Genomic DNA, 21,565 nt, shown 5'->3' with positions numbered 1-21,565 from the left:
CTCCCTGCTAAGGCCGCTTGTACCAGTCCAGGCGCATGCACAGCTTGCCGCCGAGCCAGTGCTCGACCCAGTCGCCGAGGTTCAGCGGGGAACAGTTCGGCGGTGTCGTGGGCGTGGTCGGCTGCGTCGGCTCCGGGACGGTCGGCTCGGTGTCCTTACGGCCGAAGAGCAGGGACCGGTAGGCCTTGGACGACTTGGGATTATCGTCGCACTGCCATACGCCGTGCGGGCAGTAGTCGGTGACGGTGTTGTACAGCGGTTTGTGCTCGTCCATCCAGGCGAGCATTTTCCGCATGTATTCCTCGTTGTCACCGTTGCGGAAGAGACCCCACTCCGGATAGGAGATCTCCTTGCCGTGTTCCTTCGCGAATTCCACGTGCTTCTTCAGGCCGTACGGCTCGCTGACCTGCTCGGCGAAATCAGTGCCCGTCGGCTGGTCGTACGAGTCCATGCCGACGATGTCCACGACGTCGTCGCCCGGATAGCACTGCGTCCACGGAATGGCGTCCCGGCCCCTGTTCGGCGTGAAGTCGAACTTGAACTTCTGGCCCGGCACCGAACGCATCGTCGTGACGATGCGCTTCCAGTACTTCTTCCAGGCCTCCGGGTCGGGACCACATCGATGGGTGTACGTGATGCCGTTCATTTCCCAGCCGAGCACCACGACGGTGTCCGGAACCTTGAGCTTCACCAGCCGCTGCGCGAGAGCGCGGTAGTGCTCGTCGAAATCGCCCGCCGCGCCCCGGCGCAGCAGCGAGCGGACCTCCGAGTCGCCGACCCGGTCCTCGTTGCGCTCCATCATGGGGACGTTGAGCACGAAGAGCCGGTCGTCCTGGGCGCGCCGCCACTCGGCCCAGCTCTCGAGGAAGTTCGGGGCCCCCTCGATGTTGCTCCACCGGTCGCCCGGCAGGTAGGTGTGCCCCACGCGCAGCTCGGCGCCGCCCAGCCACTTGCTGAGCTCGGCCATGCGTTCCACGCCCTGGGGCCCGTAGGTGAGGTAGGCGCCGAAGGCGGGCTTCTTGGCGTCCGGGGCGGCCGGGACGGCCGGGGTGTCCGACGTGTCCGGTGTCGCCGCGGTGTCCGGACCGACCGGGATCGCTGGGGTGGCCGCGGAGGGGGACGGGACGGGCGCCGTCGTCGGCAGCCCGGCGAGGCCGGGCAGCTCGACCGGTGGGTCGGGGTCCTGCCCGGCTCCCCACGCGTAGCCGGGCCCGACGGCGAGCGCCCCCGACATGACGATTCCGCCGGCAATGAATGCCAGCCGTCTACTGGTGGTCCGGCGTCTCTGCAAAGCCATGGCCGCTCCTCATGCTGCTCCTCCATCTACTGACACTCAGTCATATGTATTTCTATTGCGCCAATCGAGCCTCTAATCCTTTGGGCGTGCCCATCGCCCGCATGGGGGATCGAATTGAGAGGATTTGGCCGTGCTAACTCTCGACACCCGGGTCCCCGCGGTTCTGCTGCGGATCGACCGGAATCCCTTTCATCACGGCACGCTCGGAGCTGTTCGGTCCCTCGGCCGCGCGGGAGTGGAGGTACATGTAGCGGCCTCGGATTCCGCCGGGAGTCCGGTGCGCAGATCCCGCTATCTGCATCAGACGCACCCTCCGCCGCCGCCGGGGTCATCCCTCCAGGAAATCTCTTCCATCCTGCGCCGCATTTCCCACCGGGTGGCCCGGCCGTCCGTCCTGATTCCGATGGACGACGCGGGAGCCCTGGCGATCGGGCGCCTGCAGAAAGAACTGGCCGAGTCCTATCTCCTGCCGGACCAGGCGAGCGGCCTCGCGGAACGGGTGGCCGACAAGGCGACCCTGGCCCAGGTGTGCGCCTCGGCCGGCATTCCCCACCCGGTGACGCTCCTGCCGGAGTCCACGGCCCAAGCAGCCGCCGCCGTACGCCAGTTGGGGCTCCCCGTGGTGGCGAAGTGGAGCCGCCCGTGGCTGGTCCCCGCCGGAACCGATCTGCGCAGCACGGTCCTGGTCCGCTCGGCGGCACAGGCCCAGGAGCTCTACCGGCGCAGCGAGGAGGCGGGCAGCCGCCTCCTGTTGCAGGCCTTCCTGCCCGACGGCCCCGGCTGCGACTGGTTCGTCCACGGATACGTCGACCGGACGGGCGCCGTGCGCGGCGGCGGCTCCGGCCGCAAGCACCGCTCCTGGCCGCGCGGTGCGGGCCTGACGGCGGTGGGCGAGTGGACACCCGACCCGGGCCTGCGGACCGGCGTGGAGCGGCTGGTCGACACGCTGGGCTACCGGGGCATCTTCGACCTCGACTTCCGGGTGGACGCCGCGACGGGCGAGCACTGCCTGCTCGACTTCAACCCACGGCCCGGCGCCCAGTTCCGGCTCTTCGCCGACGGGGCCGACCTGGACGTGGTGCGCGCCCAGCACCTGGACATGACGCACCGCCCGCTGCCGGCCGCGGCCGTGCTCTCGGGCCGCGCGTTCGTCGTGGAGAACTACTCCCCGCTGGCCGCACTGCGCGTCCTGATGACGGCGGGGCCCGCCTCCACCGCCTCACAGCGCCGCGAGCTGGCCTGGCACGCCCAGGACGACATGGCGCCCGCGCGCGCCATGTGGGTGCTGTGGTGCCGGCACGTGACGCGGCGGCTCCTCGGCCGGCTGCGGCGGACGGTACGCCCCACCGGACCACCGGGGGAGGAGGTGCGGGTGCGGATGGTGCGCCAGGCGGGAGCGCCCGAGAGCTCCGGCCGCGCCGAGGACGCCCGTATCGACGACGAGAGAGCGAGCAGTTGCTGATGTATGACCTGTTGGTTGTCGGAGCCGGCCCCTACGGGCTCTCCATCGCGTCACACGCCGCCGATGCCGGACTCGACGTACGCATCTTCGGCAGACCCATGGCGTCCTGGCGCGACCACATGCCCCGGGGCATGTTCCTGAAGTCGGAGCCCTGGGCGTCGAACCTCTCCGACCCCCGGCGCCGCTACGGCCTCGCCGAGTACTGCACGCGCAACGGGATGCGGGCCAGGCACGGCGAGCCGATCTCCGTGGAGACGTTCGCCTCGTACGGCCTGTGGTTCGCGCAGCACGCCGTGCCGGACGTCGACGAACGCATGGTGGCGTCGGTCAGCGCCTGCCCCGGAGGGTTCGAGGCGGTCACGGAGGACGGCCAGACCGTCCGTGGCCGCACGGTGGCCCTGGCCGTCGGGGTGATCCCCTTCGTCGAGATCCCCTCGGCGCTGCACGGCCTCGGCACGGAGCACGTCTCGCACAGCAGCCACCACCGCGACCTGGACCGCTTCCGCGGCAAGGACGTCACTGTGATCGGCGGGGGCCAGGCGGCCCTGGAGACCGCCGCGCTCCTCGCCGAGCAAGGAACGCGCGTGCGGGTGCTGGCCCGGTCGCGCCGGCTGAGCTGGAACAGCGTGCCCCCGGCGTGGCAGCGCCCGTGGCGGGAGTCCGCCCGCGCTCCGCACAGCGGCCTCGGCTGCGGCTGGCGCAACTGGTTCTACGCCGAGGTGCCGGGCGGCTTCCGGCGGCTTCCCGAGGCCACCCGCGCCCGCATCTCGGCGTCGGCCCTCGGCCCCGCCGGGGCTTGGTGGGTACGCGAGCGGGTCGAGTCACGCGTGGAGGTGCTGCTCGGCCACGAGGTCGCCACGGCGTCGGTCGCGGGAGGCCGGGTGCGTCTGGAGACCGTGGGCAACGCGAGCGGCGGCCCGGACTTCGAGACCGACCATGTCATCGCGGCCACCGGCTTCAGGGCCACGAGCGCGCGCCTTGGCCTGCTCGCCCCGGACGTGCGCCGCGGCCTTGCGGTGAACGCCGCACAGGAGCCGTACGCCTCCGTCGAGTTCGAGTCCTCGTACCCCGGTCTGTTCCTCGCGGGCCTGGTGACGGCGTCCAGCTTCGGCCCGGCCATGCGCTTCGTGCACGGGGCCTCGTTCACGGCGGGGAGGCTGGTGCGGGGCGTTCGACGGAGCCTGCGACGGACGCCGGTGGGGCCCGCCGTCCCGGCGCCTGTCGGTGAGTTCGGCCGCCGGACACCCCTGGACGCCGTCAAGCGCTGAGGAGGAAATCCCGCCCGTCGGGAACTCGATCAGGTGATGCCGTCGGCGAACGGGTGAATCGGTTCTTCGGCGGCGGCGATCAGGTGGTGGACTCTGTCGTCATGGGACGGGCCTGGTTGCCCTCCGCCAGCCGTCGGCGTCTTCGCCGTGGGTGGGCGACACCGCCTTCGCGGACCGGCCCCCCTCCCGTTCTGGCGGGGAAGAGACCCTCGGGTGTCTCTTCCCCGCCAGCGGCATGTCAGGGCGGCTAGCGGCCGGACGAGGCGCGCCCGCGGCGGTACAGGATCCCCCCGCCGACCAGCAGAGCGGCGCTTGCCGCCGCCGTGGCCAGGAGGTCCTGGTCGCTTCCGGTCTCGGCGAGCCGAGCGTGGCCGTGCGGCGCCGCGGGAGCGGACACCTGCCGGGCGACCGAGGACGCGACGTGCTGCGGCGGCGCTGCGTGCTGCACCGGCCTGGGGACGGAGCGCTCGACGGGCGGCTCCACGGGCGGCTCCACGGGCGGCACGACGGCCGGGGGAGGCGTCTCGTGCTGCGGGGGCGTCGGCGCGGGCACTCCGTTGGAGCAGCTGTTGCCGGTGACCGGGTTGAGTACGCCGACCACGTCAGCGGTGTTGCCGCAGGCGTTCACCGGCACGTCCAGGGGGGCCTGCAGGCTGTTGCCCGACAGGATGCCGGGCGACTGCCTGGCGTCGCTCTCGGCCAGCGACTGGGTGCCTGCGTGCGTGCCCGACTGAGCGCCCGGGTACGAGTCCGTGTCCGAGCTCTGGCCGTATCCGCCGTCGTCCGTCCTGGTGGCCGCCCGCTCCTGCGTGGCCGCCCGGTCCGGGGCGCTCGTGTGCTGCTCCTTCGAGGCGGACCCGGAGTTCGCGCAGCTGTTGCCGGTGGCCGGGTTGGCCGCGCCCACCACGTCAGCGGTGTTGCCGCAGGCGTTCACCGGAACGTCGAGGGGGGCCTGCACGCTGTTGCCCGACAGGATGCCGGGCGAATCCGCCGCGACCGCGTCCCCGCCCGCGGCGAACGCGTTCGAGCCGGACAGGGAGAGGATGCTGGTCGCGGCCGCGGTCGCGAGCATCCCTTTACCAATGACCTGTCGCAAGGTAGTTGTCTTCCTCTGTGCAAGTGGAAAGCCGGCCTTGGAGTCGTAGCGACAGTCCAAGGCCGGCCATGAAACAGCCTGGTGGCTGGGTGCTATCAGGTGTTGGCGCAGGTGTTGCCGAAGGCCGGGTTCAGCAGCGCGATCACGTTCACGCTGTTGCCGCACACGTTGACCGGAACGTGGACCGGGACCTGGACGACGTTGCCGGAGAGAACGCCCGGCGAACCGACGGCCGCACCCTCGGCGCCGGCGTCGGCGAACGCGGGAGCCGCCATGCTCATGGCCATCACGACACCAGCGATGATCGTTGCGCTCTTCTTGTGCTTCACAGATGTTCCCTTCTCTGTGGTCATGCCGATCTGGCAGTCGAAACCGAGCGAGCACTTCTGTTTACGTCTCGCACCATGACCCGCAGTCTGCAAACGAGTTGAGTGAGCGGAAGAAACCGCTGGTTTCGCCCGTTCAGAAAATTCACCCGAATTACCGCATTCAAAAATGAAGGAGCTCGGGCTGCCACGCCTTGAAGAAGGCGGGCGGCCCGAGCGTCCTCACATCGGCAGAGATCAGCCGTTGAACTCGCCGTTCCCGGACAGGACCGGGATGTCGTTCAGGATGTGCGACAGCGGCTCGTCGCCCTTGGCCTGCGTCGAGTTCTCGGTGCACTGCTGGTTCTGCGGCGCCGACAGGATCGGGATGTCCTGGACGGCGATCGGCACGAGGCCGACGAGCGAGCCGACGTTGCCCTTGACCGGCAGACCGACACAGGGCTTGTTCAGCGAACCCTGGACGAGCGAGAGCTGGGGGCTCATGTCGCCGTGCGTCGCGGAGTTGCCGTACGCCTGCTTGGCGCCGTTGCCGCTCAGGGAGGTGGTGCCGTGGTCGTCACCGATGGCCAGCGCCGTCGGGGCCGCAGCGGCAGACATGCCGACGACCGAAACGGCAACCGCCGCCGTGGCCATAGCCTTCTTCATCATGGTGTGTGTTCCTTTTCTGGGCAGACGCTCGAGTCACTGCGAGCTGACCAACATGCCGACCGGAGTTTGGGTTTCGGGGCTTCACTCGGTTGGGCCCTCTTCGGTCCCTCTTCGGTCCCTCTTCGGACCTTCGTTGGGCCATCAGAGTGAAGCGGAGCAACTATGCGGAGGGCGTGGAGTTAATCAGAGCGCTCCGGCGAACGGGGTTTCTCCAGAAGGGAATTAGTTGTGATCAAGAAGGGTATGGCTGCAGCTGCGGTTGCCGTCTCCGTCGTCGGCATGTCGGCCGCCGCTGCTCCGTCGGCGCTGGCCATCGGCGACGACCACGGCACCACGTCTCTCAGCGGCAACGGCGCCGAGCAGGCCTTCGGCAACTCCGCCACGTACGGCAACATGAGCCCCCAGATGGCGCTCATCCAGGGCTCGCTCAACAAGCCCTGCATCGGCCTGCCGGCCAAGGCGAACGTCGGCTCGCTCGTGGGCGTCGTGCCGATCTCCGTCCAGGACATCCCGATCCTGTCGGCGCCGCAGAACCAGCAGTGCACCGAGAACTCGACGCAGGCCAAGGGCGACGAGCCGCTGTCGCACATCCTCTCCGACATCCCGGTCCTGTCGGGCAACGGGGCGGGCAACGGCTGATCTCCCCCACGCAGTGCACAGCGGGCCGCCGTACACCGGCGGCCCGCTGTCGCGTTCGTCCTCTCGCGGTCAACTCCGCCCGGCCGTCAGCCCCGTGGCCAAGGATCGCGTGACATGAGTTCCATCCACTCCTGGTCGGGTCGGCCAGGAACGGTCTTGCCCTGTCTTTCCCAGGAATCCTGCAACGACGTGTAGATGGGGTCGTCGACGCGGCGTTCCGGAGAATCCCTGCTCACCGGGATGAGGCCTTGACGCTTCCACTGCTGCTTGAAGTCAGCCATGTTCCCTCGCCATCGAAAGGCGTGTGTGGAGCCATGTGTTCCAGCGGTGGAATCAGGCGAAACCGAACGGCTTAGGGCGAACGAGTTGTTGTTCGTGCGCGCCGCGAACTCCCACGCACCGCGCTGCCGTAGAGCGGTTTACCTTTTCTTCGTCCCGGTTCCCCCGGCAGCGGAGATCAACTTGCTCACTCACCTTTACTCACCGACCGGATCCCGGCGGGCGCGAAGGTTGCGTCTGGCCATTCCGGCGGTTCTTCTGGTCACCGCCGCCGCTGGAGTGGGAAATGCCACGGCTCTGCCGCTCCCTGTTCAACGCGTCGATGTCTTCGGCGACATGAAGAACCGACCGAACGAGGGAAGCGGTACGAATATCCTCCTGATGGGGACGGACGGCCGCGACACCATCACGCGCAAGGAGAAGCGGGAGTTCTACGCGGGCGGAGTCGCCTGCAACTGCACGGACACGCTCATGCTGGTCCATCTCTCCGAGAAGCGGGACCGCGTCAGCGTCGTCAGCCTTCCCCGGGACTCGTACGCCGACATCCCGGCGCACCGCGACGAGGCCACGGGGCAGGAGCGCGCGGCCCACCCGGGAAAGATCAACGGCGCCTACGCGGAAGGCGGCCCCGCCCTTTCCGTGCGGACGGTCGAGGCGATGACGGGCGTCCGCGTCGACCGGTATCTGCAGCTCGACTTCCGGCGCTTCATGGACAGCGTGGAGACGGTCGGCGGTGTGCGGGTCTGCACGCCCCGCGCCCTCAAGGACAAGACGACGAAGCTCGACCTCGCGCCCGGCAGCCATCTGCTGGGCGGCGGCCAGTCCCTGCAGTACGTCCGCTCCCGCCACGTGGACACGAGCGCCGACTTCGGGCGGATCCAGCGCCAGCAGCGCTTCCTGCTCGCCGCGCTGCGCAGCGTGACCAAGGAGAACGTCCTGGCCGATCCGGTCAGGGCGGCACGGCTCGGCCGGCTGCTGGTCGGCTCGGCGCGGGTCGACCGGGGGTTCAGCACCCAGCAGATCCTGACCCTCGCGTCGGACCTGGGCAAACTCCCCGCGTCCTCCATGGAGTTCACCACGGTGCCGGTCAGCGGCTTCAGCGCGACGCTGAACGGCTCGCTGGAGTGGGACAGGGCCAAGGCAGGAAAGGTCTTCAAGGCCCTCAGCCAGGACCGCCCCCTGACCGCCCGGAACTCGACGGCCAGGCTGAGCGATCCGCCCAGGTTCAGCAGCCCGGCGACCGTCCGGGGGGACACGCTGGAGTGCCGTTGACGGCCGTCTGATTACTGAGCCAACCGGGTCGCACGTCGCAACCATCACCCCATCAGGCAGTTGATCATCACGCGGCTCTGCCAAGGGAGCCCGCTCTTGAAAGGGAATCAAAATGAAGAAGCTGTGGGCTTCCGCGGCCATTGCCGCGTCCGTCGCCGGAATCTCGGCGGGGATGGCCCCCCAGGCCCTGGCTATCGGCGACGACTCGGGCACCACGTCCCTGAGCGGCAACGGAGCCGACTCGGCGTTCGGCAACCAGGCGACCAAGGGTGACCTGAGCCCCCAGGCCACGCTCGTCCAGAGCACGCTGAACAAGCCCTGCATCGGTCTGCCGGTCAAGGCGAACGTCGGCTCGCTCGTCGGCCTCGTGCCGATCGCCGTCCAGGACATCCCGGTCCTGTCCGCCCCGCAGAACCAGCAGTGCGCGGACAACTCCACCCAGGCCAAGGGTGACGAGCCGCTGTCGCACATCATCAACGACATCCCGGTTCTGGCCGGTAACGGCGCCAACAACCACTGAGTGCCCGCCAGGGGGCCGGCCGTCGTCGTGCCGGCCGGCCCCTTCGGCTTTCCCCGTGTCGCCACCGTCGTGTGGAGGCGACACGCCGGGGGTAGGGGCTCGGCGTGATTGAACTCGCCGAGATGATCGCGCAGTTACGCGGGGAACTCGCCGCCGCCATGGCCGCGGCCAAGGACTCCGAGGACGACGCACTGCACTTCGAGCTGGGTCCCGTACAGCTCGAGGCGGAGTTCGCCGTGCAGCGGTCGGGCACCGCGGACGGCAGGATCCGCTTCTGGGTCGTCGAGGCGGGCGCCTCCGCCCAGCAGACGCACAGCACCACCCACCGCGTCACCCTCAGCCTTGAGCCCCGCGTCCGAGGCTCCGATCAACGGCCCTGGGTCAGCGGTGAGCAGACCACGGGCGAGCGCTGAGCCCGGTCACCATGTCCGTGTCGGAGGGGCTTGAGGCGGCGCGGGTCGCCGAAGTGCTGGTGGAGAGGCCGGGCCCGGCGCCTGGGCGCCGTGGGTCCGGATACCGCGTGGGGGACAGGGCCGTGCTGACCGCCGCGCATGTGGTCACCGGTCCCGCGACGTCGGTGCGGGTGCGCTTCGACGCCGATCTGCCGGGGGAGTGGAGCGCCGACGTACGCGTCGTGCTGCTCGCCGAGGCCGCGGACATCGCGCTGCTTGAGATCATGACGACGCCACCCGGTTCCGGGTGCATCGAGACGCCCCGCTACGCGGCCGTGCCCGAGAGCGATGTGGTGCTGCCCGTCAGTGCGATGGGCTTCCCGCGCTTCAAGCTGCGGGACGACCGCATGCGCCTGCTCGACGACGGGGCTCCCAGTCAGTACCGGGACTCCTGCCATGCGTCGGGAACCGTATCCGTCCTGTCCAACCGCCGCGAGGGCACACTCGAACTGGCCGTTCTCGCGCCGCGCGCGGACCCCGAACCCGAGCGCTCGCCCTGGGAGGGAATGTCCGGCGCGGTGGTCTGGTCCGGCGACGCGGTGATCGGTGTGATCAGTGCCCACCACCGCTCGGACGGACTGGGGCGGCTCGCGGCCAGCAGGGTGGAGCACTGGTACGACGTGTTGTCCTCGGCCGAGTTGGCGCACCTCCATCGGGAAGCGGGCCTTCCGCTGCGTGGAGGGCTCGGTTCCGCGGGGGATCCGGAGGGTTCGGCGGCTCCCGTGAGCCTGGCTGCCCTCCCCTCCGACCTGCCCTTGCGTGAACTCATGGGCCTTGTCGACGCGTTGGTGAAGATCCCCTCGCTCGGAGACGCCAACGGACTGGGGCTCGTGCTCGCCAGCATCGACTCGGAGATCGCCGCGAACCGGCCAAGAGACCCCCGGCTCAAGATGGACATCTACGGCATCGTGCGCACCTGTCTGCGCTACCGAGGCACTCTGGATCAGCTCCTGGAGACTGTCCGGCTCCTGGAGGGGCAGTCGGCCGAAGTGGCCGGTGTCGACCGTGAGGCGGCTCAACTGGCCAAGCGATACTGCTGACTTGATGTCGGGCACGGCTCGGACGCGGGGTTTCGCCGCGTGCCGTGCTGGGCCATCATGAGGGGGAAAGGGATGGCGCATGCACGGAATCACGGGAGGGGACTTGGCAGCCGTGGAGCAATCGATGCCTGCCGTCGAGTCCGATCTCGTAGATCTCTCGGGGGTTTCTCTTGAAGCGCTGCTCTCCATGGACGGCAGTGCCATCGCGGGGTCGCTCGAATCCCTGCTGCATCACATCGATGATGCCCAGGCCATCACGAACACGTACGGAGGCCCGTCGCGGTTCGACTGACGGGATCGCCGCGGAGCCGTGGCGGACGGCCCATGGCGCGTAGGTCCGCGGGATCGGTGGAACTGCCGGTCCACCGGCTTTCGGCTGCCGGGTTCCGGGCCCTCGCACGGGGTGAGGGCGGCCGAGCCGTGGTGGTGGAACTGCTCGCTGCCGAGCGCAGCCGCCGCATGCTGTTGCTGAGGGCGCTGTACGACGGTCTTTCCGGGGGCGGCGTCTCAGCGGAGGGTCCGACGCCTCCGGCAGGCGCGGCCGCCCTGTCGTATCGCGAGGCCTGGGCCCTGCTCGAGCGCGCCCAGCGGACGGCTCCGGACGTGTTCGAGGACATTCTGATGTCCCCGCACACGGGGATGTGGCTGTCTTTGGCGCTGCGTCAGCTCAGAGGCGCCTCCTTCGAGGACGCGCCCATGTGGGCGGTGGCGGGGCATCTGTCGGCGCTGGCCGCGTCGGCGGGGGCTCGGGCCGGTCTGGACTTCTCGGTCGCCGTGCCGGTGCGCCGCGGCATCGCGTTCCTGCCGACGGTGGGATGTGCGGAGCTCAAGGTGGCGGAGTCGTGGAGCACGGCCCAAGTCGTCTCCCGTGAGGGGAAGTTGCGGATCATCGGGGAGCAGGGCGCGGTCGTGGTCGGGCCGGGGCGCGAGGGCGGCGCGCCGGGGTGGCGTGCCGTGCGTCGGCTCTCGCTGGGAGTGAAGAGGCCTCAAAAGTGCTTGGCCCTTGAGGAGTTCGACCCCTACCGGACGTTCCCGCAGCCGAGCGAGCCGCTGTTCCTGTCCGAGACGGACGCGCGGGTGTGGCAGGGCATGCTCACCGATGCGTGGGAGCTGCTGCTGCGTGACGAGCCGGAGAGCGCCGAGGCGATGCGCGTCGGCCTGATGTCGGTGACGCCGACTCCGGCGAGAGAGCGGTTCCGGCCGCACAGTGTGACCGCGGGGGATGCCTTCGGCGGTGTCATGGCGTCCCGCCCCGACGACGCGACGCAGCTCGCCGCCACGCTGGTGCACGAATTCCAGCACATCAAGCTGGGCAGCCTGATGCGGCTGCGACCGCTGAATCTGACCGGCCCGGGTCTTGGCCCCCATCCCGGTCCTGGCCTTGCGGAGGAGCTGTTCTACGCACCGTGGCGCGACGACCCGCGCCCCCTGGGCGGACTGCTCCAGGGCATCTACGCCTTTGCCGGTGTGACGCGCTTCTGGCGTTCCCACCGGCAGTCCGCCGACCCCGCGCAGGCCGGGCTCACGCACTTCGAGTTCGCGCTGTGGCGTACGCAGGTGTCGTCCACGGTGGAGTTGGTGCGTACGCACGAACGGCTGACGCCCTTGGGGCGGCAGGTTCTGGACGCCCTGCGCGAGCGCTGCGCCGAGTGGAGTGACGAGTCGGTGCCCGCCGCCGAGCTGCGGCTGGCCCAGGAGGTGGCGGCCGACCACCGGGCCCGCTGGCGTGCGCACCATCTGCGGCCGCCCGCCGCCGCGGTTCAGGAGGCGGTGCGGGCCTGGCGACGGCGGGACGACCGTCCCCCGCCCGTTCTTGCCGGTGAGCCCGTCCTCGTACCGGATGCCGGGGCCCGTTTCCTGGACACCGCGGCCGTCCTGGCCCGGCATCGCCTCAGCGGCGCCGGTGGGGACGGGCGAGGAGCTGAGGGGGCCGAGGACGCCGACGTGCTGCTGGCACGCGGCGACCTGGCCGGGGCGCGGGGCGCCTTCGCCGCACTGCTGTCGGGGACGGGGACGCCGTTCGGCGCCTGGGCCGGTCTGGGGCGTGCCCTTGCCGGTGACGAGGCCCACGAGGGCGCCTCCTGGCTGCTGCGGAACCATCCGGAGCGGGCGTGCGCCGTGCAGGGCGCGCTGCGCAACGCCACGGGGCAGGGAGCGGACCCGGTGCGTCTGGCGGCGTGGCTGGCGCGCGACGGCGTGCGGGACGGTGTGCGGGGCGCCGAGTGACGGCGTGAGCGGAACTTGAGTGGGCGGGCGGTGCGGATGACATCCGCACCGCCCGCCCACTCACGGCTGGAACGGCTGGAACGGCTAGAGCGGCACCGGGTCGATGTCGCAGTTGGCCCGCTGGCCCGCCTTGGCCTGAAGGGTCGCCGGGTGCGGGGTGCCTGGCTCCGTGAGGAGCCGGGGAGCGTCCAGGACGCGTTCCATCCGCGCCAGGGTGTCGGCGCGCAGCGCGGCACCCTCGGTCTCCTCGCCCAGCTCGATCATGTCCATCGCGAGGTTCCCCGCACACGCCAGCGTGGTGGGGTGGTCCTCGCCGTGGGTGCGCAGGCAGAGCTCCAGGGTCCGTTCGCCCAGTACGCGCGCCGCGTGGTGGTCACCGAGGGCGGCCAGGTCACTCGCCAGGTTGATGGCGGTGGCCAGGGCGATGGGGTGGGCCTCGCCCAGGCGTTCGGTGAGCGAGGAGAGCGCTGCCTCGTCGAGGCGGCGTGCCTCGTCGGGCTGGCCGAGCAGCCGCAGCGTGACGGCGAGGTCGACGTCCGCGGCCAGGACGTGCGGGTGGTGCGGGGCGAAGATGTTGCGGTACTCCCGGCAGGCCTTGACGCCCCGTTCGCGCGCCGCGTTCAGGTCGCCGTTCTGGCGCAGCGCCACCGACAGGGTCAGGGCGGCGGACAGCGACGAGGGGTGGGTGTCGCCGTACCGTCGGGTGAACTTGGAGTACGCCTCGGTGGCGAGCTCCAGGGCCTGTGCGTGGTCGCCGGCCTTGCGGCTGGCCTCGCTGAGCTGGCGCATCGTGCTGATCGTCGCGGGGTTGCCGCGGCCGAACACGTCGCGGTAGGCGTCGAGAACGGCCTGCTGGCGGGCGCGTGCCCCTACATAGTCGCCTGTTTCGCGGACGTCGATGGCGACGTTGTTCTCCGTCATCAGGGTCCGCTGGTGGTCCTGGCCGAGGACGCGGAGCCGCAGCGCCAGCGTGTGCTCGTCGAGTTCGAGCGCCTGGCGGAAGTCACCGGCCTGGCGCAGGCTCGTGCCGAGGTTGTGGGCGGCGTCCAGGGTCGTGGGGTCCTCTTCGCCGAAGGCCCTGCGCGCCCGCTCGTACACCGTGGCGTCCAGCTGGGCGCCGATGGCGAATTCGCCCTCGACCCGGCGCACGGCGGCTTCGAGGCCGATCGCCGCCAGGGCGTCCTCCCGGATGTCCTCGCGGCCCTCGGGGGCCGTGCGCCGGTAGATGTCCTGCAACTTGGCCACCAGCTCGACAGCCTCGCCGTGGCGGCCGAGGACCCAGTAGATGTAGCAGAGCCACTGACCCATGAGCAGGGTCTGCTGGTCCTCCTCGCCGAAGACGGTCTGCCAGGTCTCCCAGGCCTGCTCGGAGAAGTCGAGCGACACCTCGTGGTCGCCCCAGTAGTAGAGGTACTTGGCGATGTTCATGACCAGCTGGCGCACCCAGGGCTGGTCGGACTTGATGGCTTCCGAGGCGATGACGTGTCCGTACAGCTCCGCGTAGCGCGGCCAGTTCGCCGCTGTGGTGGGTGCCTTCGGGTCGGCCGCGGCAAGGAGCGTGTGGGCGCCGTGACGCATGCGGGACTGCTCCTCGGGGGACATGCGGTTGTTCAGGACGAGCTGGACGAGCCGGTGCATCTCGATGGAGTTCGTACGGTGGTCGATGCGGGCCAGGGAGTAGCGGTTCACCTCCCTTATGGCGCGCGCGAGCCGCATCGGGTCGTTCAGTGTCGCGTCGAGCTCGGGGAAGATGCTGCTGTTCCCGAGGCCGGAGAAGATCGACCGCGAGATCGGGTCGGGCGCGAAGTACGAGCAGAGCTGGAGCAGGCGCAGAGCTGACGGGCTGCGGGTCTCCAGGTGGTCGAGGGAGACGTTCCAGGCGGCCGCGACCGGCAGTTGGTAGTCCGGGGGCGGGGACGTCTCCAGGAGTTCGGTGCGCTTGTTCTCGAAGAGGCGCAGATACTCGGACGCGGGCATGCCCGTCTCCGCACGCCACGCGGCGGCCTGCTCCAGGGCGAGAGGCAGATCTCCGAGCGCCTCGGCCAGCTGGTCGGCCTCGTCCTCCTGGAGGGGCGGCCCGGAGTGGCGGAGCAGTTCCTTGCTCTCCTCGCGCGTGAAGACGTCCACTTCGAGAGATCCGCCGACAAGACCCCACCGCCTGTTGCGGGAGGTGACCAGGATCGTGCCGTTGCCTCCGGTGGGGAAGTAGTGGCGTACCTGCTCGGGGTTGTCGGCGTTGTCGAAGATCAGCAGCCAGCGCGAGAACGGACGGCCCTCGCGCAGCGCCTCACGGACCGCTGGACCGGCGATGTTGGCTTCGGTGCTGGTCTCGATGCCCAGGCGCCCGGCCAGTTCCACCAGGGCCTGACCGATCTGGCCCGGCCGTTCGGAGGGGATCCACCAAACGATGTCGTACTCACCCTGATGGCGATACGCGTACTCGATGGCCAGCTGGGTCTTGCCCACGCCGCCCATGCCGTGGATTGCCTCGGGCAGGACCGTGGTCGTGCCTTCGCGCAGGCGCTCGCCGAGCGTTTCGAGCAGCTCGGTGCGGCCGGTGAAGTTGGGGTTGCGTGGCGGTAGGTTTCCCCAGACGCGCGGCTGTGATGTGCGGTCCCCCTCCACCGTTTGCTGGGGTGTAGTCGACATCACCGATGCTCCTTCAGGATCGGGCCGAGAGACAGGGTGGCTGCCGCTTTTCTCCAGGCTGACTGCGTATCGACGATCGTGCCAGCCAAGTACCCCTGCCAGCAGGGCGGCGCGCTGCATGAAACGTCCGGAGAGTGCCCTCAGCGCGGCGAGTTCCACGCGGAGGAAACCGATATTGCGACTGTTCACCCGGGGCATGGCCAGGGTGTCCAGTGGTTCGGCGGGGGAGGGGAGCAGCGAGGGGCTCTGGGCGCCGTCCGCGCCGTCCGCCAATAACGCGCGTACGTCGTGCAGGATCCGTGCCGTGTCGCTGCGGCGGCCCAGGGCGAGCAGTTCCTCGCGGATGTTGGGGGCGAACGAGAACGCCACATCCGTCACTTCTTCGCCCTGCGCCCCGCTGGGCCGGACGAGTCCGCTCATCAGGAGCTCCGACGCGTGCACCGGACCCGCGCCCGGTGTGGTCGCGAGGACCCTGCGGATGAGGGGGAGGCTGAGGGGGACGGCGGACAAGCGGGTGGCGAGGGTGAACGCCGTGGGTGAGGCTCCCGCCCGGAAGTCGGACACGCGCTCCGATGCGGGCACCGTGCTGAGGGGGTCGGGAACGTCGTCCGTCCAGGGCAGGGCGCGCGCGGCGTCGGGCCGGCGCTTCCACTCCCGCGCCCGGATGGCGGACATCTCCAGCCACCGCGGCTCGGGTCCCATGACGAGCTGGGTCCAGACCTCGGCCCAGCGGTTGGTCAGGGCAAGGACCGGCACGAGGACCGCGTCGCCCTCGGCATCGGGCTCGTCCGGGTCGTGCGACTCCACCGGGGCCTCGCGCAGCTCCCAGTCGAGCTCGCTGTTGGCCGCCCAGGGGCGGTCGGCGCGCAGCCTCACCCGGCAGACGTCAAGTCCCGTGCGGAACCACAGCTGCTGGGGCAGCACGTGCACCACGGCGACCGGGCAGGTGCGCCCCCAGGCGCGCAGCAGGGTCATGACCGCGCCGGACCGCCATCCGGCGGCGAGGCCGTCGGTCAGCACGAGGATCACGCGGCGTAAGTCCCCGGCGCCGCCGAGCGGTTCGGCCGGGCCGAGGCGGGCCGGGCCCGTCTCGTCGGTCCCGCGCAGGCGCACCACGCGTACGCGCGCGAAGTTCCCCTCGCGGTTCAGCTCGTCGACCAGGTCGGTGACCGCCTGGTCCCACACCTTCATCGTCAGGTGCCCGTCGATGACGAGGACCGCCTCGGCGCGCTCCTGTCTGCCCGACTGGCCGAGTCTCGCGCGCCCGAGCCTGCCGAGGACGGACGCGGCCTCATGACGTGCCCGCGCTGCCGGCCCCTGTCGTTGACCTCCGTCGTCATGCATATGCGCCCTCAAGGCGTAGAGGTGACGCTGACCATTGTGCGGAGTCCCGCAGAGCGCGGGCGTGCGTGACATCCACATGCGCAGCGTGGCAGTGCGCCCGCCGTGCAAGCAAGGGGGTACGGCGGCATGTGCCGGGGCGCACGGAAATCGTGCTAGCGGTCGTGCCTCCGGCAGGGAGAGGTGCGGCTCCGTCAGGAAGCGCCCGCACGGCAGCGGAGGCCTGTTCATGCATGGCGTGGCACCCCCTCTCGCCGGGTGTGCGGGAGGTTCACGGACAGGTGGCCGGCGGGCCCGTTCAAGGCGTCACCGGCGCACGGTCGGGGCCCGGCGGCCCGGGTCTGCGTTCCGGATCGTCGACCAGGATCGCCAGATGGCGTCCCACGTGGTTGTCCCAGCCCTCGGGGCCCAGCGCCAGAGCCTCCTTGCGCCAATTTCCGGCGCGCGTCACCAGGCTGGACAGGCCCCTGTCCTGGACCATCTCGGCGACCGCCTCCTTGAAGGCCGGGTCCCCGCAGTCACCCCGGTGCCAGATCATCGCGGGCACCCCTGCCCGCAGCCCGGCCATGAACTCCTGCTGGCCGGCTCCTGAGTCGCCGCCCGGCGGCTCGCTCAGCACCAGACAGACCGCCTGGTCGTCCTCCTTCAGTTCGCGCTCCAGGTGGAAGTGCGACTGGCCGGGAGGGTTGAAGTACGAATGGCTGTCGGCGGGCTGCTCCTTGAGCTGGCGCCACTTCTTGTGCCAGGGACGGTGCCAGGCGGCCTTGCGCAGGCGCTCGAAGCTGCGGACGAGGACTGCGTAGTCCATCACCAGGGGGGTCGGCGACGAGGAGGAGGACTCCTTGTGCCACCACTCCACAGGCTCGCCCAGCAATTCCCACGGGAGGATGAATTCCAGGACGACGGGTTGTCTCAGATCCGCCCAGCGCTCCTCGGTCTGCTCGATGAGGACCTCGACCTCGGCGGGCAGGTCGTCCCGGTGCAGATGCAGGGTCTCGCCCGGTACGGGATGCCAGCCCTCGGCGTCCGACTGGCGCCAGTGGGAGAGGAGATAGCGGTCGGGGTCCACTCCGTCGGGCTCGAACTGGATCATCAGATAGGCGGGCACCATGGGGGGCGGGGCCTGCTGGGCGATGCCGCTGCGCTGCCAGTCGGTCATCTTGTCCTCAAGGCCCCACGTCAGGGACTGCTGACGGTTCCAGCGACGCAGGTCCTCCGCTGCCTCCATCTGTCCGTCCTCCACGAGCCGATCGGCGGCCAGGGCCAGGAACGCCATGCTCACGGGGAGTTCCTTGGCGGCGGAATTGCCGCCGGCCAGTCGCAGGAAGACTGCCCATCCCGTGTCGCACCACGCGGGCAGCTCCTGGGTGCGTGAGCGGCTGGCCCGCCGTGCCAGCGTGGCGAGCTCGGCCGACGAACGCATGTCCCGCAGTATCGGCTGCAAGGGACGCAGGTCGGCGCCGTCGAAGAAGTCCACGGCCTCCCATTCGTCCACCAGGCGCAGCAGCGACAGAATGGCGGAAGACTGCTGCTCCAGATACTTGAGGCAGCGCACCAGACACGGCAAGCCGTCAGGGATCTCCGCGCAGCGCTCGACCAGGTGCAGCAGCCAGGGCCGCAGCGCCGCGTTCCGCAGAGGTTCCACGGGTGCGTCCAGCTCGTCGCTCAGCATGCGCACCCAGATGTCGGCGCTGTTCTCCTGTCGCACCGTGGTCGATTCCTGCAGTACGTCGACGATGTCGGCGACCAGTTCGTTGCGAACCCTCGCAGGGCTGCGCTCTTCCACCCCCGTGACCTCCCGATCGCCACCAGCAGCCAGTACTCATGTAATCGATGGTGGCGACAAGCGTACGGGCACAGTCGGGCTCAGGGCAGGTCTCCGGCCATGAGCGCCGTGGAGCTGTGACCTTGGCGGTGTGACCTTGGCGGTGTGCCGCCAACTAGCCTTGGCCAACGCCCAGTTCATGCGCGAGTCCGGATTTCAGACCTGCCCCGCACAGCGGCACCACGGCCGTGCGCTCGCCGAGCGCGCCGTCCCGGACGGCCGCCCAGCACGCGACCCCGGTCGCCTCGACGTACAACCCGCGCCCCGCCAGATCCAGTTGGGCGTGGCGGATCTGGTCCTCCGTCACCGTCAGGAAGTCGCCGCCGGATCCGCGCACCGCCCGGAGGATCTGCCGCGCGCGAGGGGGCCGGGGGATCGCGATGCCCTCCGCGAGCGTGGGCGCCATCGGGGTGGTGCCCAGGGGCTCGTCGGCGCCCGCACGCCACGCCTCGGCCAGCGGGGAGACCGCGGCGGCCTGCACGGCGTACAGCGCGGGTGCCTTCGCGATCAGTCCTGCCGCGTGCAGCTCCCGCACCGCGAGGGCCGCGCCGAGCAGCAGGGTGCCGTTGCCCACGGGCACGACGAGCGCGTCCGGAAGGCGGCCGCCCAGGTCCTCCCAGAGCTCGTGGACGTACGTCTTGGTGCCCTGGAGGAAGTAGGGGTTGTGGACGTGCGAGGCATAGAAGACGCCGGGTTCGTCGGCCACCTCCCGTGCTGTCCGCGCCGTCCGCTCACGGTCTCCGGGGACGACTTCGAGGCGTGCCCCGTGCGCGCCGATCTGCTCCAGCTTCTTCGGGGACGTGCCCTCCGGGACGTACACCGTGCAGGGCAGGCCGGCCCGCGCGCAGTACGCGGCGACCGCCGTGCCCGCGTTGCCGCTGCTGTCGGCGATCACCCGCTCCGGGGCGAGCCGCGTCGCGAGCGCGGCGAGCATCACCGCGCCGCGGTCCTTGAAGGAGAGCGTCGGCATCAGGAAGTCGAGCTTGGCCGAGATCGCGCCATCCAGCGGTACGAGCGGTGTGCGGCCCTCGCCGAGCGAGAACGAGGGTGCGGGCAGCGGCAGGGACTCCGCGTACCGCCACAGTGAATTGACCCTTCCGCCAAGGGACTTCAACGATGCGGGAGTGGGGGAGAAGTCCAGGTCGAGCGGGCCGCGGCAGACGGGGCAGCACCAGGCGAGGGTGCCAGCGGGGACACGCGTTCCGTCGATGGGGCAGAAACAATCCGGCAATGCTGTCATGTGCGCAGGCTAGTTGCGGCAGTTGGGGCCGATGTGTCATGGCGGGTGCGTGGCGGTCGTGTTACGTCCGGTCCTGACCCTTGTGAGATTCCTATGGATCCGCCAATCTTTCGTCCCGACGAAGGCAAGAGTGGGCATGTTGCTTGACATGTCCCTGCCTTTCGTCTCCGTGTGTGTGGGCACCACCGGCACCATCCCCCACCAACGCACCACCTATTGAGGAGGACCCCTCAGATGGCAGTGATGCGTCATACCCGCCGAAGACTGGCCGGGATCAGCGCGACAGCAGTCGCGGCCCTCGCCCTCGGCGTCGTCTCCGCCCTCCCCGCGACCGCTCAGCCGGGTCAGGCCGAAGGCACGATCGAGAACGCCGGAGCCCCCGGCGCGATACCGGGCAGCTACATAGTCAGCCTCGACGAGGACGCCGCGAAGGCGGGCTCCAAGGCGGGCAAGGCGCTGGCCGAGAAGTACGGCGCCGAGATCGACCGTACGTACAAGAAGGCCCTCAACGGCTACGCGGTCGAGCTCTCCGCGGCCGAGGCCAAGAAGTTCGCCGCGGACCCGGCGGTCGACTCCGTCGTGCAGAACCGGACGTTCACGGTCGACGCCACCCAGCCGAACCCGCCGTCCTGGGGCCTGGACCGCATCGACCAGAAGACGCTCCCGCTGAACAACTCCTACACCTACCCGGACTCCGCCGGTGAGGGCGTCACGGCGTACGTCATCGACACCGGGGTCCGCATCAGCCACAGCGACTTCGGCGGCCGCGCTTCGTACGGCTATGACGCCATCGACAACGACAACACCGCGCAGGACGGCCACGGCCACGGCACGCACGTCGCCGGAACCGTCGGCGGAACCCTGCACGGCGTCGCCAAGAAGGCGAAGATCGTCGGCGTCCGCGTCCTGAACAACCAGGGTTCAGGCACCACAGCGCAGGTCGTCGCCGGCATCGACTGGGTCGCCCAGAACGCGGTCAAGCCCGCCGTCGCGAACATGTCGCTCGGCGGCGGCGCCGACAGCGCCCTGGACACGGCCGTACGCAACGCCATCGCGTCCGGCATCACCTTCGCGGTCGCGGCGGGCAACGAGTCCGTCAACGCCTCGACGCGCTCTCCCGCGCGCGTGAGCGAGGCCATCACGGTCGGCGCCACCACGAACACCGACGCCAAGGCGAGCTACTCCAACTTCGGCGCCGTCCTGGACCTGTTCGCGCCCGGCTCGTCCATCACCTCGTCCTGGAACACGAGCGACAGCGCGACGAACACCATCTCCGGTACGTCGATGGCCTCCCCGCACACTGCGGGCGCCGCGGCGCTCTACCTCGCGGACAACCGCACGGCGACCCCGGCGCAGGTGTCCGCGGCTCTGGTCAGCGCGGCCTCCACGGGCGTCGTCACCAGCCCCGGAACGGGCTCGCCCAACCGCCTCCTGAACGTGGGCCCCGGCTCGACGAACCCTCCGGGCCCCAAGTTCGAGAACACGACCGACGTCACGATCAGCGACAACGCCACGGTCGAGTCGCCGGTCACCGTGAGCGGCGTCCCGGGTTCGGCCCCGGCCGCCCTGAGCGTGCCGGTCGCCATCAAGCACACCTACGTGGGTGACCTCCAGGTGCAGCTGATCGCGCCCGACGGCACCGCGTACACGCTGAAGGGATATGGCACCGGCGGCAGTTCGGACGACATCAACACCACGTACTCGGTGAACGCGTCGTCCGAGACGGCCAACGGGACGTGGAAGCTGCGGGTGAGTGACAACGCGGCGCAGGATGTCGGGAAGATCGACTCCTGGGGGCTGCAGTTCTAGGCCGGAGGCCTTGAGCTGAGCTTCTCCCGTACGTACGCGCTCTCGTCCTCGGGGACGGGCTTCGGGTCGTCGGCCCGGTCTGCCGCCGCCGCGAGGACGAGAGCGCGTCGCGCGAGATGCCTCCCTGTCCTCGTGCCGTCCCCTGTCCGTGCCCCGCATACGATGCGAAGCCCCCC

Annotated in this window: 17 protein-coding genes; 10 read left to right on the top strand and 7 right to left on the bottom strand. The window is 70.2% G+C overall.

Annotation, left to right across the window (positions count from 1 at the left end; translation table 11 throughout):
- Nucleotides 1-7 precede the first annotated feature (7 nt).
- Nucleotides 8-1,297: a glycosyl hydrolase gene (locus tag M4V62_RS16335; RefSeq protein WP_249587997.1), complete on the bottom strand. Its 1,290-nt coding sequence runs from the start codon at nt 1,295-1,297 to the stop codon at nt 8-10.
- A gap of 130 nt (nt 1,298-1,427) precedes the next feature.
- Between M4V62_RS16335 and M4V62_RS16330 the strand changes: the two genes are divergently transcribed.
- Nucleotides 1,428-2,759 carry a carboxylate--amine ligase gene (locus tag M4V62_RS16330; RefSeq protein ID WP_249587996.1) on the top strand — a complete coding sequence of 444 codons (1,332 nt, stop codon included), beginning with the start codon at nt 1,428-1,430 and terminating at the stop codon, nt 2,757-2,759.
- A complete protein-coding gene (locus M4V62_RS16325; protein ID WP_249587995.1) occupies nt 2,759-4,027 on the top strand; it encodes an NAD(P)-binding domain-containing protein in 1,269 nt (422 codons plus the stop codon). The genes M4V62_RS16330 and M4V62_RS16325 overlap by 1 nt, the downstream gene beginning before the upstream one ends.
- Before the next feature lie 247 nt (nt 4,028-4,274).
- Here M4V62_RS16325 and M4V62_RS16320 read toward each other — a convergent pair whose 3' ends face one another.
- The 3 genes from M4V62_RS16320 to M4V62_RS16310 form a co-directional block, all read right to left on the bottom strand.
- Complete coding sequence (locus M4V62_RS16320; protein ID WP_249587994.1) at nt 4,275-5,099, bottom strand: chaplin; 825 nt, start codon at nt 5,097-5,099, stop codon at nt 4,275-4,277.
- Nucleotides 5,100-5,218: 119 nt separating this feature from the next.
- Nucleotides 5,219-5,476, bottom strand: a complete 258-nt coding sequence (locus tag M4V62_RS16315) for a chaplin (RefSeq protein WP_249587993.1) — start codon at nt 5,474-5,476, stop codon at nt 5,219-5,221.
- Between the two features lie 210 nt (nt 5,477-5,686).
- Complete coding sequence (locus M4V62_RS16310) at nt 5,687-6,097, bottom strand: rodlin (RefSeq protein ID WP_249587992.1); 411 nt, start codon at nt 6,095-6,097, stop codon at nt 5,687-5,689.
- 228 nt (nt 6,098-6,325) lie between these two features.
- Between M4V62_RS16310 and M4V62_RS16305 the strand changes: the two genes are divergently transcribed.
- The 7 genes from M4V62_RS16305 (at nt 6,326) to M4V62_RS16275 (ending at nt 12,525) form a co-directional block, all read left to right on the top strand.
- Nucleotides 6,326-6,736, top strand: coding sequence for a rodlin (locus tag M4V62_RS16305; protein WP_249587991.1), 411 nt, complete (start codon nt 6,326-6,328; stop codon nt 6,734-6,736).
- A 615-nt stretch (nt 6,737-7,351) separates the two neighbouring features.
- The gene (locus M4V62_RS16300; RefSeq protein WP_249587990.1) at nt 7,352-8,287 is read left to right on the top strand and encodes an LCP family protein; all 936 of its coding nucleotides are present in this window, start codon (nt 7,352-7,354) and stop codon (nt 8,285-8,287) included.
- A gap of 112 nt (nt 8,288-8,399) precedes the next feature.
- Nucleotides 8,400-8,807 carry a rodlin gene (locus M4V62_RS16295; RefSeq protein WP_249587989.1) on the top strand — a complete coding sequence of 136 codons (408 nt, stop codon included), beginning with the start codon at nt 8,400-8,402 and terminating at the stop codon, nt 8,805-8,807.
- A gap of 104 nt (nt 8,808-8,911) precedes the next feature.
- Nucleotides 8,912-9,220 (top strand): trypco2 family protein, encoded by a 309-nt coding sequence (locus tag M4V62_RS16290; protein WP_249587988.1) that lies wholly within the window; start codon nt 8,912-8,914, stop codon nt 9,218-9,220.
- An 11-nt stretch (nt 9,221-9,231) separates the two neighbouring features.
- Nucleotides 9,232-10,299 (top strand): effector-associated domain 2-containing protein, encoded by a 1,068-nt coding sequence (locus M4V62_RS16285; protein ID WP_249587987.1) that lies wholly within the window; start codon nt 9,232-9,234, stop codon nt 10,297-10,299.
- A 124-nt stretch (nt 10,300-10,423) separates the two neighbouring features.
- Nucleotides 10,424-10,591 carry a hypothetical protein gene (locus M4V62_RS16280; RefSeq protein WP_249587986.1) on the top strand — a complete coding sequence of 56 codons (168 nt, stop codon included), beginning with the start codon at nt 10,424-10,426 and terminating at the stop codon, nt 10,589-10,591.
- Between the two features lie 32 nt (nt 10,592-10,623).
- Entirely contained in the window at nt 10,624-12,525 is a 1,902-nt protein-coding gene (locus tag M4V62_RS16275) for an HEXXH motif domain-containing protein (protein WP_249587985.1), read from the top strand.
- A gap of 84 nt (nt 12,526-12,609) precedes the next feature.
- Here M4V62_RS16275 and fxsT read toward each other — a convergent pair whose 3' ends face one another.
- From fxsT to M4V62_RS16260, 3 genes are all read right to left on the bottom strand, one after another.
- Complete coding sequence (fxsT, locus tag M4V62_RS16270; protein WP_249587984.1) at nt 12,610-16,518, bottom strand: FxSxx-COOH system tetratricopeptide repeat protein; 3,909 nt, start codon at nt 16,516-16,518, stop codon at nt 12,610-12,612.
- Nucleotides 16,519-16,813: 295 nt separating this feature from the next.
- Entirely contained in the window at nt 16,814-18,301 is a 1,488-nt protein-coding gene (locus M4V62_RS16265) for a VMAP-C domain-containing protein (RefSeq protein WP_249587983.1), read from the bottom strand.
- A 154-nt stretch (nt 18,302-18,455) separates the two neighbouring features.
- Entirely contained in the window at nt 18,456-19,580 is a 1,125-nt protein-coding gene (locus tag M4V62_RS16260) for a threonine synthase (protein WP_249587982.1), read from the bottom strand.
- Between the two features lie 234 nt (nt 19,581-19,814).
- Between M4V62_RS16260 and M4V62_RS16255 the strand changes: the two genes are divergently transcribed.
- Nucleotides 19,815-21,389 carry a S8 family peptidase gene (locus tag M4V62_RS16255; protein ID WP_249587981.1) on the top strand — a complete coding sequence of 525 codons (1,575 nt, stop codon included), beginning with the start codon at nt 19,815-19,817 and terminating at the stop codon, nt 21,387-21,389.
- The last annotated feature ends 176 nt before the right edge of the window (nt 21,390-21,565 follow it).

Origin of the sequence: Streptomyces durmitorensis, from assembly GCF_023498005.1 — a bacterium.
Classification (GTDB): domain Bacteria; phylum Actinomycetota; class Actinomycetes; order Streptomycetales; family Streptomycetaceae; genus Streptomyces; species Streptomyces durmitorensis.
Note: the sequence above shows the minus strand (reverse complement) of the source record. Positions and strands in the feature narration are given on the sequence as shown.